Raw genomic sequence first — 14,947 nt, forward strand, 5'->3', positions numbered from 1 at the left:
CCCACATGCTAAGCGGATATACAAAGTTTGCTACCTGTCCTGTGGGATGCCGAAATAAATTCGGCATGACGTGATGTATAAAATACGAAAGGCTTTCTAAACAGAAAGCCTTTCGTGCTAAGAATAAATTCGAAATCGAATATCCGACTTCCGAAATCAAAAACTATCTCCAATGCCCGTGTACCCAAACATGGCCACGGTTGGTGTGGCGCCAGTATCCGGCTACATAAACATGATTGTGGCGGGCATGGGTATAATATCCGTTAACATAAACATATCGGTTTCCACGCCAGGCCCATTCGCCGGGTACCCAATAAGCGTCGGCATAAGGGGATGCCGGGCGCACATAATAGGGTTCTGCTGGTCTTTCGCTAACATAATAGTCGCCGGCACATGAGGTAAAAAGTGTGCCAACCAAGCCTAACCCTAATATTAATTTAGTTGCTGCTTTCATAAGTTATTAGTTGTTATTTATTTCGTCTGACAACTAATAACACCGAAAGTTTAACCCTGTTTATGCAAATTTTGGTGCTACAATTAGTTCTTTACTGCCCGCTGTGTATTTATAAAAACCTTCGCCGGTTTTAATTCCCTTATGCCCAGCGGTTACCATATTAACCAGCAAAGGGCATGGCGCATATTTAGGGTTGCCAAAACCTGCATGTAAAACATTTAAAATTGCCAGACAAACATCGAGGCCAATAAAGTCGGCCAGTTGCAACGGACCCATCGGGTGGGCCATACCCAGCTTCATCACTGTATCTATCTCGTACACGCCGGCTACGCCCTCGTAGAGGGTATAAATAGCCTCGTTAATCATTGGCATCAAAATACGGTTGGCCACAAAGCCCGGGTAATCATTTACTTCAACAGGTACTTTATCCAGTTTTTCTGCCAGTTGCATGATTGTGGCAGTAACAGCATCGGTAGTGGTATACCCGCGAATCACTTCAACCAATTTCATCACCGGTACCGGGTTCATAAAATGCATCCCAATTACATTACCCGGATTTTTAGTTACTGAAGCTATTTTGGTGATAGAAATAGATGATGTATTACTGGCCAGTATGGTATCATCGGCACATAACTCACTCAATTGTTTAAACAGATCGAGTTTAATCTCACTGTTCTCCGTAGCTGCCTCAATAACCAGTTGTGCGCCTTTTACCGCCTGTTGCAAATCTGTAAAGGTGGTGATATTACCGAGCGCCTTTTGCTTGGTTGTTTCATCTGCAGTGCCTTTCTTAATCTGGCGATCGAAATTTGCGGTAATAGTTTGTATGGCCTTATCTAAAGCCTGTTGATTAATATCCGCTAGTGCAACCTGATATCCATACTGTGCAAACAAATGGGCTATGCCATTACCCATAGTACCCGAACCTATTACCGTAATATTTTCCATATCCAAATGTGTAAAAAAGGTTTAATAGTTTCATCCTGTTTGTCATATTGAACGTTTGAAATATCTTCTTCAATTTTACATTTTTTGTCATTCAGAGCGACAGCGAAGAACCGACCGTAGGGAGTTCATTAATACCGATAAAATGAACACCTCATTAATAATCTTCTGCGAGGTTAAGTTATCAGTTGTATTTAAATACCTCGTAAATCAATTGCAGTATGTTGTCGGTTGCTGTAGTCCCGTTTTACGCTTATACTACACAGGCCTTAGCCACATGGCCGGTATCCGCTTCCCCCGGGTTTATGATTTAAGGGCAGTACGCTCTATAATTTCTTAGATAAATTACCTAACCAGCAACATTTTACCATAAATAAGTATCTTGCTTATAAAACCTACATCATGCAACACAATTTAATCAGACTTTTCATTGCGGTATTGTTCGGCTGTCTTACTTTATCGGTATATAGTCAAACGGTTATCATTTCAAATAACCTCCATTTACCCGAAGACACTGTTGTAAGATCACAGCTTATCAATTCTCTAAATGGATTCCTTAAACACAAGGAAAAGCCTAACAAGGATAATACTTACGTGCTTAATGAAAACCTGCTGGCAACCTCTGCCTTGCTGGATGAAATGAAGGGCATGGAACAAAATGCCGCTTTTAAAGATCCTGCTCCTTACAAAGCATACCTCACTAACTTAGTAGGCGACGGTAGCGGAAGCCTAATTGTACAGTTAGCTTACATGGGGATAAAAGATGGGCAACCTGTTTTAAGGGCAAACTTTAAACTATTGGCTCAGAAAAAGGGCAATCAATTCTATTTCAGCTCGCCCTTGAAAATGTATACCCACAGCTGGAAAAGCAAAAAGAAAGGCACGCTCACTTTTTATTATAAAGATACCCTAAGCGCCGTTGATGCGGATGAATACTACAAAAAGGTTCAGTTTTATAATAAAAAACTGAAAGCTCCCGATGAACTGACTGATATTTACTACTGCGATAATTTTACCGAAGCGCAGCAGATACTGGGTGTTGATTACCGCTTGGAATATAACGGCATCCCTAACGACATTCTCGCAACAAAAGAGAATAATAAGAACCTGATGCTAAATGCCTGGACCGACCTTAAATACCGTTTCGATCCGCATGATTTATGGCATGAGCGTTTACGTGCTGTAGTATCATCAGATGTAATTAACCGCCCTGTAGACGAAGGTTGTGCCTATCTATACGGCGGGAGTTGGGGTTTTACATGGCCCGAATTACAAACTAAGTTTAAAGCCTACATTGCCGAACACCCCGATGCCGACTGGTTGAAACTTTACCTCGATGCAGCAAATTTTTCACCCGCGCCTAAAACACTGAGAGTCTCTTTTATGCTGAATGCTTTGATTGTAAGAAAGATTGAAGCCGAAAAAGGATTCCCTGCGGTAATACAATTATTAAGCTGCGGCAAAAAAGAAGCAGGCGATGAAAATTACTTCAAAGCTTTAGATCAGATTGTCGGGATTAATAAGGGAAATTTTAATGAGAAGATGGGAGAGTTGACTAAGGGGATGTAGTAAAAATGACTTGTTAGAATTTGTCATTTCGACGGAGGAGAAATCTTGTAAAGTAGGACTTCTACACGCAGAAGATCTCTCCTTCGTCGAGATGACAACATGGTTGTGTTCCTACGAAAAATACTTACTTCAACGGCAACGTAAACCAAAATGTACTGCCTTTACCCAATTCAGTATCAACCCCAATTTGCCCACCGTGGCGTTTAATAATTTCTGAGCTGATGTACAAGCCCAAACCTAAACCAGAGTATTGCGAACCGGCATAATCGGCACGGTAGTAACGGGTAAACAGGTGGGGGATTTTGTCGGCACTAATGCCAGGGCCTGTATCTTTCACCGATATTTTGGCCATATCGCCAAGTTTTTCTACAATAAAATAAATCTCGATACTGTCGGGTGCGTATTTTACGGCGTTGTTTACCAGGTTTACCACCACCTGGTCTATACGGTGCTCATCGGCAAAAACCTGCAAATGTTCGTCGCCCTGCAAAATCAGTTTATGTTTGCCTGCCATACGTACGTGGTTGCAGCAGCTGTTCAACATATCGGCAATGGTAAATGTGGCTTTATTGAGGTGCAGCTGGCCTTCAGTTGTACGTGTAGAGTTAAGCAACTCATCAATTAAGCCTGTTATCTTATCCATACTTCTGTTGGCTTGCTCAATCAGCTTTGGAAATATTGGGGATGGCTTCTCTTTCATCCGGTCCAAAAGCTGTAATGAGGCTTTTAAAGCAGTAGTGGGCGTTTTTAACTCGTGGCTGGCAATACTGATAAAATCGTCTTTACGCTGCTCCTCAACCTTCAGATCGGTAATGTCCATTACTATACCCGAAAAATTGGCCGGGTGTACACCATGTGCCGGATACAATTTCCCGGTTGCACGTATCCAGCGGAGTTGCTTGTCGTGAAATCCTGTAATAGCATACTCAACCTGATAGTTGGTATTATTTGTTATTGCTTCATTTACCAGTCTTACAACCTCATCCCGGTATTCGTCGGTAATTTGTTGAGTTGCCAGTTCGTTTGTTACTTCATCTTCCGGATAAAATCCAAAGATCTGCTTTAAACGATCTGAAAATACATACTCCCTTTTCTCTACATCGTAATACCAGGTGCCAAGTTCGGATGACTCAATTGCCATTCTTAGCTTGTTCTCAGCCTCTTCAACCCGCTGGCGCGACAATACTTTGTCTGTAACGTCAATAACGGTGGCTAATACGGCTGTGGTGTTGCCCTCAGTATCTTTAAGAGGCTGATAATAGTAGTCGACATAGAACAACCTTTTGCCGCCGTTTGGCCTGTTAAAGATAACCTGGGTTTCGCGATTGGTTATTACCTCGCCGGTTTCAAAAACGTGTTTCCAAAGTGCCGGGAAGCGCTGATTGGTCAGTTCGGGAAAAACTTCCAGCATGGGTTTGCCCATAACCTGTTCCCTGGTTTTATCCCAGAATGAAAGCAGGGAATCATTAGTAGTTGTAATTACCTGATTAGGGCCTTCTAAAACTACAACGGGTGCCGGTAACTGGCTCAGTATCTGATCCAGTTTGGTTTCGCTGTCATGTAATTCTTTATTCAGCTTCTCCAGATTTTCCTGCGAAGTAAACAGCTTCAGCGTACGGTCAAAGATCCGCTCTTCCAGTTCGTTATTAAGGTTGTTTAAAGTGTTTTGAGTTTCCTGCAGCTCGTCATTAATCGCATTTAATTCTTCATTTGCGGCTCCAAGTTCTTCGTTAGCGGCGGCAAGTTCTTCATTTAAAGCTTGTTCGCGCTGCAGGGCCTCTTCCTTTTCTATAGCACGCTCAATGGCCTGTTTCCCCAGAAAACGATCAGTAATATCTGTAGCAGTGTGTAAAATGCAAATGGTATTACCTTCGGCATTCTTAATGGCGCGGTATTCGAAATCGAAATATAGGGTCTGTAATTTGCCATTAACTATCAGATCGGCAGGGGTATCTGTGCCCGAAATGGTGATCCCCTCATTCCAAACACGTTTAAACATTTCGATAAACGGCTGGCCTTTCAGTTCGGGAAGGGCATCTTCTAAAGTTTTGCCTATTACACTGCTATCTTTATTCCAAATCTGCAACATGGCATCGTTAGCCAGCTGAATTATAGCATCTTCTGTAACATGTATGGCGGTAGCCGTGTTGGTGAGTGAAAGCACTTCTATGAGTTGCTCATTGCTTAAAAGATAGTCGGAGGGGCTCATTAATGCTTAATCATAGAGTAAACGCCTAAGTTAAAATATTTTCATATAACAGTAAGGGCTAAATAATGTTCTTTTAGAGATGATGGGAATAAGTATCATACAGCATGCATTTTAAAATGCTTGAAAAACAAAATTAATACCAATAAGTTGTATAAATAAACCAATTGGATTGTTATGAAAAAGCTACTCAAAATCACATCCGTACTACTACTGGCATTAAGCACTACAATGCTAAGCGCCCAAACCAAAACGGCTACATCAAGTACTAAGAAAGCCAGTTCAACTTCAACCTCAAAAACTACTGCACCAACTAAAAAAGATGGCACGCCAGATATGAGGTACAGTGCAAACAAAACCACTACAAAAACCACAACCGGGCCAACTAAAAAAGATGGTACGCCCGACATGAGGTATAACGCAAACAAAACCACTACAAGTACTACTAAAAAAAGTACTACAAAACATTAATCTAAAATTCTATAAACCAAAAAAGGCCGGTAATTACCCGGCCTTTTTTGGTTTAATCTTCACTCCCTAATCCGATAGCTATCGGATCAAAACTCACAACTATAAAAATATCGGCCTGTCCAGTTTCATGGCAATGCGGTAGGCGGCATTCATTAACCCCACGTGGCTATAGGCCTGCGGAAAGTTACCCCACATACTGCCGCTTTCTTCATCCACATCTTCACTGAAAAGTTTCAGGTGATTGCTGTATTGCAGTAGGTTGGCAAACTCTTTCTGAGCATCATCCAGTCGGCCCACACAAGCCAGAGCTTCTACATACCAGAAGGCGCAGATTAAGAAGGTAGTCTTAGGCTTTCCAAAATCATCGGCGTGGAGATAGCGGTAAAATAATCCGTTAGGTGTTCTTAATTCTTTCTCAAGGGCTATCAAATGGTCTTTTGCGCGATCACTGGTAGGGTCAAGGTAGTTCATGTTGATGAGTTGCAGCGTACTTGCGTCAAGATAGGTGCTACCGGCCGCGTTGGTATATACCTTGCGTTCGGGATCGTAGCAGCTTTCAATATGCTCGGCAGCACGGTTTTTCAAGTTTACGGCTTTATCAATCAGTTCCTGGTTGTTAATGGTGCGTGCCATTTTCTCGGCAGCATTAGCGCCCGCCCATTGGAAAAGATTGCTGTAACAGTGAATATTTGCCATATTGCGAAACTCCCAGATCCCCGCATCTTTCTCATCAATGGTGGCTTCAATCTTGTTCAGGATGTATCCGATCCACTTGGCCGAATCCTTACGTTCTGCAAAGATAAAACGGTGGTCTGTATACAGTGGCAACATCGAAACCATTACCTGCCCGTAAATATCATTCTGGATATGTTCATAGGCTTGATTCCCTATACGCACCGGTTTTTCGCCCATGTAGCCATCTAAATCATTTAAGATGATCTCAGTAAGTGTCTTTTTACCAGTGATACCGTACAGGGGCTGGTAGCGGTTATCCTCGGCAAAAGAAATGTCGGTTACATAGCTGAAATACTTCTCCATCTCCTCGAAGTGACCGATGTGGTTAAGCGACTGGATCACATAATAAGTATCGCGCAGCCAGCAATAACGGTAATCCCAATTACGGGTACTACCCGGAAACTCGGGCAGGCTGGTGGTACTTGCCGCTATGATAGCCCCGGTATCCTCATATTGATGGATCTTCAAAGCCAAAGCCGAGCGGATCACAAAAGGCTGGTAAAAGCCGGCGATAGAGGAGTGCTTAATCCATCTGCGCCAATAAGCCGTAGTTTCGCTCAAAAAGCGATCGGCTGTACTGATTAGTGGAGCTTCCAGAGGTTCGCCGTAGGTAAGTACCAAATACTTTACCTCATTGAGTACAAAAGCTTGTTCATCAAACACATAACTGATAGGGATATTGGTTGTCAAACGGATACGTTCATCGCCACCCAAAAACTGGATATGGTTGCTGCCGCGGTTAACAGTTAACTGGGTTTCGCCATAATCTGATACAGGCGAACACCTTACCGTAATACGTGGCGAGCCTTCAATAGCCTCTACCTTACGTACCAGCATCAAAGGTTTATAATAACGTTGGTGCTCAAAAAAGCGTGGAGCAAAATCGGTTACCCGGTAGCTTTCGCCGTTAGCCAGGGTAATTTCGGTGATCAGTACGTTGGTATTTTCGAGATAGTATTGATTGCTGGTATAAGCGCCTTCCGGGCGGATGTTAAACTCGCCGCCTTTTTTTGTATCCAGCAGGCCTCCGAAAATAAAAGTGCTGTCAAATCGGGGCCAGCAAAGCCAGTCTATATTGGTATTTTTATTAACGTGGGCCAGGAAACCGCAGTTGCCTATAATCCCGGTCTCGTAAACGTGTCTTTCCATGATAAGGGTTGTAACAAGGGATTCTTGAATTTGTTGATGGGATTTTAATTTGACAATTTGTCAATTTGTCTATTTGGTAATTAGCTAATTTGACAATGAGTAGCCGTGTTTATTTTTTGTCTCGATTCCTGATCCCCGACTCTTGGTTCCCTTCGTAAAATGCGTCTTTTAGACACAAAAAGTAACTGGTTTTTTGTCCCGATTCTTGATTCCCGGCTCTTGCTTCATTTCTCATTATTTTTCTTCAAAAAAGCAGAAACTTGCTTTAAATTATCGTCGAAACGTGCTATAAATCAGCAGTTTTTTACAAAAATTCATAAAAAATTAATTTTTATTATTTTAAATACATTTTTATATATTTGAAAAGTAAGGGTTAAGCCTTTTGCTTTCTGATAATTAAGTTTTATTTTTCAGTTGGGCTAATGACATTAATCTTCAATAAAAAATTTAATACGTATTTATAATTATGAAAACTGGAAAAGTAAAATGGTTTAACACACAAAAAGGCTACGGTTTTATCGTGACCGAAGATGGTAAAGACCTTTTTGTACATTTCAAAGATGTACAAGGTGGCGTAAATGCCATTAAGGACAATGATGACGTAGAGTATGATGTGGAAGAAGGCAGAAAAGGATTACAAGCTGTAAAAGTGAAAAAGATATAATCTATCGTTCTGATATGATGAAACCCTTGCAATGCAGGGGTTTTTTTATGCTTTTTATTTTGCTGTTAAAGTACATTTACTACTTTAGGCTCTCCAATTAAAAATACTAATGACCAACAACGCCGATAAGCTCACTAAAAATGTAATTTTCCTGGTACTGGTTGCTGCACTGGGCTATTTTGTAGATATATATGATCTGGTTGTATTCTCTGTAATCCGCCTTAAAAGTTTACATGATATTGGTGTGCCCGAGGCAGATATGCGCACAACCGGTGCATTTGTACTCAATATGCAAATGTTCGGCCTGTTGGTAGGTGGTATTATCTGGGGTATTATTGGCGATAAATATGGCCGTATTAAAGTATTATTTGGATCGATATTAATGTACTCGCTGGCCAACTTTGCCAACGGGTTAGTACACGATATTACCTGGTACGCAATAGTGCGTGTAATAGCCGGTATAGGCCTGGCAGGTGAACTTGGCGCAGGCATTACCCTGGTCAGCGAAACCCTAAGCAAAGAGAAACGTGGTTACGGAACTATGATTGTTGCCGTTATTGGCCTGTTGGGTGCAGTTGCTGCTGCGCAAGTTGGTAAACACGACTGGCGCATAGCTTATTTTGTGGGTGGTGGTTTAGGGATTTGTTTGTTGCTGCTTCGTTTGGGTACGTTCGAATCGGGGATGTTTAAGCAGGTAGAAAAAAGTAATGTATCTAAAGGCAATATGCTAATGTTGTTTAACAACTGGGGCAGGTTTAGCAAATATTTGTGTTGTATTTTAATTGGCGCACCGCTATGGTATGTGGTTGGTATCTTGATAACCCAATCGCCCGAGTTTGGTAAGGCATTGAGTGCTAAAGAAGTTTTAAACCCGGGTACAGGCATCATGTACTCATATATCGGCATTGCCATTGGCGATATTGCAGCGGGCTTATTTGCGCAGTTCACCAAATCGCGCAGATTGACTATGCTGGTGTTTTTATTGCTTACGCTGGTAAGCACATTCTGCTACTTGGGCAGCACAGGTATTACTACCGAAAAATTTATCGCCCTCAGCTTCTTTATGGGCTGCACAGTTGGTTACTGGGCTACGTTTGTTACCATTGCTTCAGAGCAGTTCGGTACCAATATCCGCTCTACCGTTACTACTACGGTTCCAAACTTTGTGCGTGGGGCATTAATCCCAATCAGCGCAGGTTTTAATTTACTGGTTGTGCATTATGGCATGATTAAAAGCGGTTACATTATGATGGTGATCCTTACAGTAGTGGCGCTGCTGGCGCTCAGCCGTTTAAAAGAGAGCTTTGGTAAAGATCTTAATTATGTAGAAACTGATGGTGATGAACCTGTTGGTCATGCCAATGTAGCTTAAGTGATAATAGTTTTTGTCAGTTCTATTATTTCTGCATTTTTGCGCCTATGATCACTAAGGAACTGATAGCCGAAAGCTATCGCCAGATACAGGATGAAATTTGCGCAGGTTTAGAAGCCCTTGACGGTGTTGCCAAATTTGAAGAAGAACTTTGGGAACGTGAAGGCGGTGGTGGTGGCCGTACCCGTGTACTACAAAACGGAAACATCCTCGAAAAAGGTGGTGTTAACTTTTCTGCTGTACATGGCGAATTACCTGATGCTGTTAAAAAAGCTTTTAATGCTGATAGCGATGATTTTTTTGCAACTGGTGTATCTATCGTAATGCATCCCAACCACCCGATGGTACCCATCATCCACATGAATATCCGCTACTTCGAGATGCCTGCCAAAGCAGGAGAGGAGCCAATCCGTTGGTTTGGTGGTGGTATTGATGTTACCCCGCATTATGTGTTTGAGGATGACGCCAAATTCTTCCACAATCATTTGAAATCGGTTTGTGATCAGTTTAATGCCGAATTCTACACCAAATTTAAAACCTGGGCAGATGACTATTTTTACATCAAACATCGCGAAGAAACCCGTGGCATAGGCGGTATATTTTATGATCGTTTAAAAGCTGATGATAACCTGAGCTGGGAAACCATATTCGAGTTTTCTAAAGCGATAGGCCGTTCATTTGTACCCATCTATACAGAACTGGTTAACCGTAACCGCAACAAAACCTATACTGAAGCCGAGCAGGAATGGCAATACTTACGCCGCAGCCGTTATGCCGAATTTAACCTGGTGTATGATGCCGGTACCAAATTCGGACTGGAAACCAATGGTCGTATCGAGTCGATATTAATGAGCTTACCGCCTACGGCCAAATGGTTCTACAACTTTAAACCAGAAGCCGGTAGCAATGAAGAGCGCACTTTATCGTTACTAAAAAAGGGGATTGATTGGGTGTAATGCCAATCACCCATAAGAACGTCATTGCGAGGAACGAAGCAATCCCCGACCTACAGAGCCGCTCTGTACAGTTCGCGATTGCTTCGTTCCTCGCAATGACGGTAAAGTTTAAACCATCATGAAAAAACTTTTCTTCATCATCCCAGCCATACTTATCCTCTCTGCCTTTCAACAACCTAAATCCCTAAAAGGTACCTGGCAGTTTGTAGGCGGTATTTATAATGGCAAGATAGATAGCGGCACCAACGAGTATAAGCTACAACGCAAGTACGATGCCACTCATTTTGATGCCTTTATCATCGAGCCCAAAGAGAAACCTATAAAATACCAGGGCGGCGATTATACCTTGCTGGGTGATACGTGCTTAGAGACAGAAACATTCAGCACGCAGCCATCAAACCTTACCGGTAAAACCATCCATTACCATATTAAACTTAATCATGATACTTTGACTTTTAGTGGTAAATTGCCATCGGGTATGCAGGTGGAAGAATATTGGAGAAAAGTAAAGTAATAGGCCTCAAATACATAACGAGAGCCCAATGCCATACGCAGTGTTGGTAACTTAATGTGGTTTTTATGTTAAATTTCTTATCTTCGCAGGTCGCTATAAAAACATCTTAAAACCAGTTACAAGCGTAACATTTTTCTACTGAATAAATAAAAAATGGCTGAAGATACAGGAAACGAAAATCCACACAAAGAAGACAGAATAATTCCGATAAATATTGATGAAGAGATGCGCTCGGCGTACATTGATTATTCAATGTCTGTTATCGTATCACGTGCACTTCCCGATGTGCGCGACGGTTTAAAGCCGGTTCACCGCCGTGTACTTTACGGTATGCTTGATCTGGGTTTAAATGCCAATAAACAACATAAAAAATCTGCACGTATTGTAGGTGAGGTACTTGGTAAGTACCACCCGCATGGTGATACTTCGGTATATGATGCGATGGTGCGTATGGCGCAGGACTGGAGCTTACGTTACCCGTTTGTTAACGGACAAGGTAACTACGGTTCTATCGATGGTGACCAACCGGCGGCAATGCGTTATACAGAGGCAAAACTTGAGCGCATTGCTGAAGAGATGCTGGCCGACATCAACAAAGATACTATCGACTATCAGTTGAACTTTGATGACTCGCTGGAAGAGCCAACTGTACTGCCTGCAAAAATCCCTAACTTACTGGTAAACGGTGCCTCTGGTATCGCGGTAGGTATGGCTACTAACATGGCCCCGCACAACCTTACCGAGGTTGTTACCGCAACTATAGCTTATATCGACAACCGCGATGCGGAAGTTGGCGAACTGATGCAACACATCAAAGGCCCCGATTTCCCTACAGGTGGTATTATTTATGGTGTAGAAGGAGCGAGGGAGGCTTTCGAAACCGGTCGTGGTAGGATTGTGATCCGTGCCCGTGCCGAGATTGAAACTTACAATGGCGAACGTGAACGTATCATTGTCAGCGAAATACCTTACCAGGTAAATAAAGCGATGATGATTGAGCGTACCGCCGAGTTGGTTAACGAAAAGAAGATCGAAGGTATCTCTGCCATCCGTGATGAATCAAACCGCGAAGGTATCCGTATCGTTTATGAAATTAAGCGTGAGGCTAACTCTTCAATCGTTTTAAATAACTTATACAAATACACATCATTACAAACCTCTTTCAGTGTAAATAACATTGCGCTGGTAAAAGGCCGCCCAATGATGCTGAACCTTAAAGACCTGATCCACCACTTTGTGGAGCATCGTCACGAGGTGGTTATCCGTCGTACTAAATACGATTTGGCGGAAGCCGAAAAACGCGCACACATTTTAGAAGGTTTATTGATCGCCTTAGATCATTTGGATGAAGTGATTCAGTTGATCCGTAGCTCAAATACGCCTGAAGAAGCCCGCGAAGGTTTAATGAGCCGTTTTGGTTTAAGCGACATACAGGCACGTGCTATTCTGGATATGACCCTCAGAAGGTTAACCGGACTGGAGCGTGATAAAATTAAAGATGAGTATGCAGCCTTAATGGAAACCATTGCTTACTTAAAAACTATCCTTGCCGATGAAGGCCTGCGTATGCAGATCATCAAAGATGAGCTGATCGAGATCCGTGAGAAATATGGCGATGAGCGTAAAACCGAAATAGTACACTCAGCAGCAGAAATGCAAACTGAAGACTTTATTGAGGATGAAGACGTGGTTATCACCATCTCGCACGAAGGTTATATTAAACGTACTGCATTAACCGAATACCGTCGCCAGGCACGTGGTGGTAAAGGTGCTATAGGAAGTAACAGCCGCGATGAAGATTTCATTGAGCACTTACTGATTGCATCGAACCACAACTACATGCTGTTCTTTACCGAAGCAGGCCGTTGTTTCTGGTTACGCGTATTTGAAATTCCGGAAGGCACACGTACTTCAAAAGGCCGTGCCATCCAGAACATCATCAATATTCCTAAAGAAGAGAAGATCAAAGCATACATTAAGCTGATCAACCTGAAAGATAAAGAATATCTGGAGAATAACTTTATCATTATGTGTACCACTAAAGGTACCATCAAAAAAACATCTCTGGATGCTTATTCTCGTCCGCGTTCAAACGGTATCAACGCTATTAACATTAACGATGGTGATACTTTACTGGCTGCGACATTAACTACAGGTACCAGCGAAATTGTAATGGCCATCAGTTCGGGCAGGGCGATCCGCTTTAACGAATCGACTGTTAGACCGATGGGCCGTACTGCAACCGGTGTACGTGGTATTACGCTGGAAGATGATAAGGATGAGGTTGTTGGTATGATCGCCATTAATGATCCGGGTACTTCGGTATTGGTGGTATCAGAAAAAGGTTACGGTAAACGTACTGACATTGATGACTACCGCGTTACTAACCGTGGCGGTAAAGGTGTTAAAACTATCAGTGTAACTGAAAAAACAGGCAAACTTGTTGCCATAAAAGATGTTACTGATCAGGATGATTTAATGATCATCAATAAATCGGGTATCATCATCCGTATTGCGGTGAGCGAAATGCGTGTAATGGGTCGTGCAACACAAGGGGTGAGGTTAATTACCCTTAAAAACAACGACGAGATTGCATCGGTAGCTAAAATTGAGCACAGCGAAGAAGAGGAATTAGAAGAGGCTTTAGTTGTAGAAGAAGGTACCGAAGGTACAAAACTACCAACAGAAGCTGATACTATGGGTGTTGCGACTGACACAATTGAAGATGCCGATGAAATAACAGACGAGCCCGATACAGAAGAAGATCAGGACGAAACTGAAGAAGAATAACAAATAACTATGCTGGGGCGTAAAATAATTTTATCGCTTTTTATCTTATTGTTTACTACACCGTTCGCGTTTAGCCAAACGGAGGCGCTGAAAGGTGTAGTAAACAACCTGGCTTTTTACAGGCAACAGAAAGATCTTAAGTATCTTACCAATGCCCGCAAGCAGGTTGATAGTTTGATAAAAACTAAAAAAGATTCATCAAACGTGCCCAAAAGCGTTTTCAGGGCAGTGGTTTACAGTAGTATATTGTATACCGATTCGCTGAATAAATTAGGGGTTCCCGCTAATACTTTGGATCAGATCAGTGCGCTGGTAGATCATCTTTCGGGCAGCGGTCAGATCTTTAAATACCAGGTGGAGATGGATTTCTCTAAACGCTGTCTTGGTAATGTGTATATCCGCAAAGGCGCTGCTGCTTTACAGGATAAAAAATATGAAACCGCACTGGGTAATTTCCAAAAGGCCCAACACTTTGTTCCCCGTTACCGCCGCATTAATGGCTACATCGCCTATACTAACAATCTGTTGGGTAAATATGTTGATGCGGCCCGATCTTATACCTTATTATTAAATACAGACACGGTACAAAGTGAAGATATAGTTGCAGCTGCCAATGTTTATAAATCCCTGGGCGATACTACAAAAGCATTACAGGTACTTCAAAAAGGCCGCAAATTATTACCTGAAGATGATGCCTTACTTTATGATGAAGCAAACATTTACACAAATCGTAAAGATTATAAATCATTAGCACCCTTACTGCCACAATTATTGAGCAAAAATCCTAAAAATGCTCAGTTGGCTTTTATGGCAGCAAATTGTTACGATCATTTAAACGATGGCGATAGGGCAGAGTCATTATATTTACAGGCCATTGAATTAAGAAGCAGGTATTATGATGCTGTTTTTAATTTAGGTTTATTGTACTTTAAAGAATATACCAATAAAGATGGCGACCAGCAGAAAAATATTGGGCGTGCAATTCAGTGGTTTGAAAAAGCAAATACTATATTGCCGAACAATTTGCAATGTTTACAATTATTGCAATGGGCCTATCTGAAAACCAGGAACGAAGACCAATTAAATAGGATTAACGATAAATTAAAACAACTAACAAATTAA

General features: G+C 42.0%; 12 protein-coding genes. 8 read left to right on the forward strand and 4 right to left on the reverse strand.

Translation table 11 applies throughout. The annotated features are described in order from the left end of the window. Window positions 1-163 precede the first annotated feature (163 nt). Together PQO05_RS15190 and PQO05_RS15195 are read right to left on the reverse strand one after the other, a co-directional pair. A complete protein-coding gene (locus PQO05_RS15190; RefSeq protein ID WP_273628181.1) occupies window positions 164-454 on the reverse strand; it encodes a hypothetical protein in 291 nt (96 codons plus the stop codon). Between the two features lie 60 nt (window positions 455-514). Next, window positions 515-1,402 carry a 3-hydroxyacyl-CoA dehydrogenase family protein gene (locus PQO05_RS15195; RefSeq protein WP_273628182.1) on the reverse strand — a complete coding sequence of 296 codons (888 nt, stop codon included), beginning with the start codon at window positions 1,400-1,402 and terminating at the stop codon, window positions 515-517. A 399-nt stretch (window positions 1,403-1,801) separates the two neighbouring features. On the opposite strand from PQO05_RS15195, the gene PQO05_RS15200 reads away from it, so the two are divergent. Beyond that, a complete protein-coding gene (locus PQO05_RS15200; protein ID WP_273628183.1) occupies window positions 1,802-2,968 on the forward strand; it encodes a hypothetical protein in 1,167 nt (388 codons plus the stop codon). Between the two features lie 124 nt (window positions 2,969-3,092). Here PQO05_RS15200 and PQO05_RS15205 read toward each other — a convergent pair whose 3' ends face one another. Next, window positions 3,093-5,177 (reverse strand): ATP-binding protein, encoded by a 2,085-nt coding sequence (locus tag PQO05_RS15205; protein WP_273628184.1) that lies wholly within the window; start codon window positions 5,175-5,177, stop codon window positions 3,093-3,095. 174 nt (window positions 5,178-5,351) lie between these two features. On the opposite strand from PQO05_RS15205, the gene PQO05_RS15210 reads away from it, so the two are divergent. After that, complete coding sequence (locus PQO05_RS15210) at window positions 5,352-5,645, forward strand: hypothetical protein (protein ID WP_273628185.1); 294 nt, start codon at window positions 5,352-5,354, stop codon at window positions 5,643-5,645. A 99-nt stretch (window positions 5,646-5,744) separates the two neighbouring features. Here the strand turns inward: PQO05_RS15210 and PQO05_RS15215 are convergent, their stop codons facing one another. Beyond that, on the reverse strand, window positions 5,745-7,529 hold the full coding sequence (locus PQO05_RS15215) for a glycoside hydrolase family 15 protein (RefSeq protein ID WP_273628186.1): 1,785 nt from the start codon (window positions 7,527-7,529) through the stop codon (window positions 5,745-5,747). Window positions 7,530-7,995: 466 nt separating this feature from the next. On the opposite strand from PQO05_RS15215, the gene PQO05_RS15220 reads away from it, so the two are divergent. The 6 genes from PQO05_RS15220 to PQO05_RS15245 all read left to right on the forward strand — a co-directional run bounded on the left by PQO05_RS15220 (window position 7,996) and on the right by PQO05_RS15245 (window position 14,947). After that, window positions 7,996-8,193, forward strand: coding sequence for a cold-shock protein (locus PQO05_RS15220; RefSeq protein WP_074489033.1), 198 nt, complete (start codon window positions 7,996-7,998; stop codon window positions 8,191-8,193). Window positions 8,194-8,302: 109 nt separating this feature from the next. After that, window positions 8,303-9,565: an MFS transporter gene (locus tag PQO05_RS15225; protein ID WP_273628187.1), complete on the forward strand. Its 1,263-nt coding sequence runs from the start codon at window positions 8,303-8,305 to the stop codon at window positions 9,563-9,565. Between the two features lie 47 nt (window positions 9,566-9,612). Then, a complete protein-coding gene (gene hemF, locus PQO05_RS15230) occupies window positions 9,613-10,521 on the forward strand; it encodes an oxygen-dependent coproporphyrinogen oxidase (RefSeq protein WP_273628188.1) in 909 nt (302 codons plus the stop codon). A 118-nt stretch (window positions 10,522-10,639) separates the two neighbouring features. Further along, entirely contained in the window at window positions 10,640-11,035 is a 396-nt protein-coding gene (locus tag PQO05_RS15235) for a hypothetical protein (RefSeq protein ID WP_273628189.1), read from the forward strand. Window positions 11,036-11,188: 153 nt separating this feature from the next. Then, window positions 11,189-13,825: a DNA gyrase subunit A gene (gyrA, locus tag PQO05_RS15240; protein ID WP_273628190.1), complete on the forward strand. Its 2,637-nt coding sequence runs from the start codon at window positions 11,189-11,191 to the stop codon at window positions 13,823-13,825. A 9-nt stretch (window positions 13,826-13,834) separates the two neighbouring features. Continuing rightward, the gene (locus PQO05_RS15245) at window positions 13,835-14,947 is read left to right on the forward strand and encodes a tetratricopeptide repeat protein (RefSeq protein WP_273628192.1); all 1,113 of its coding nucleotides are present in this window, start codon (window positions 13,835-13,837) and stop codon (window positions 14,945-14,947) included.

This window comes from Mucilaginibacter jinjuensis (genome assembly GCF_028596025.1).
GTDB classification, from domain to species: Bacteria; Bacteroidota; Bacteroidia; order Sphingobacteriales; family Sphingobacteriaceae; genus Mucilaginibacter; species Mucilaginibacter jinjuensis.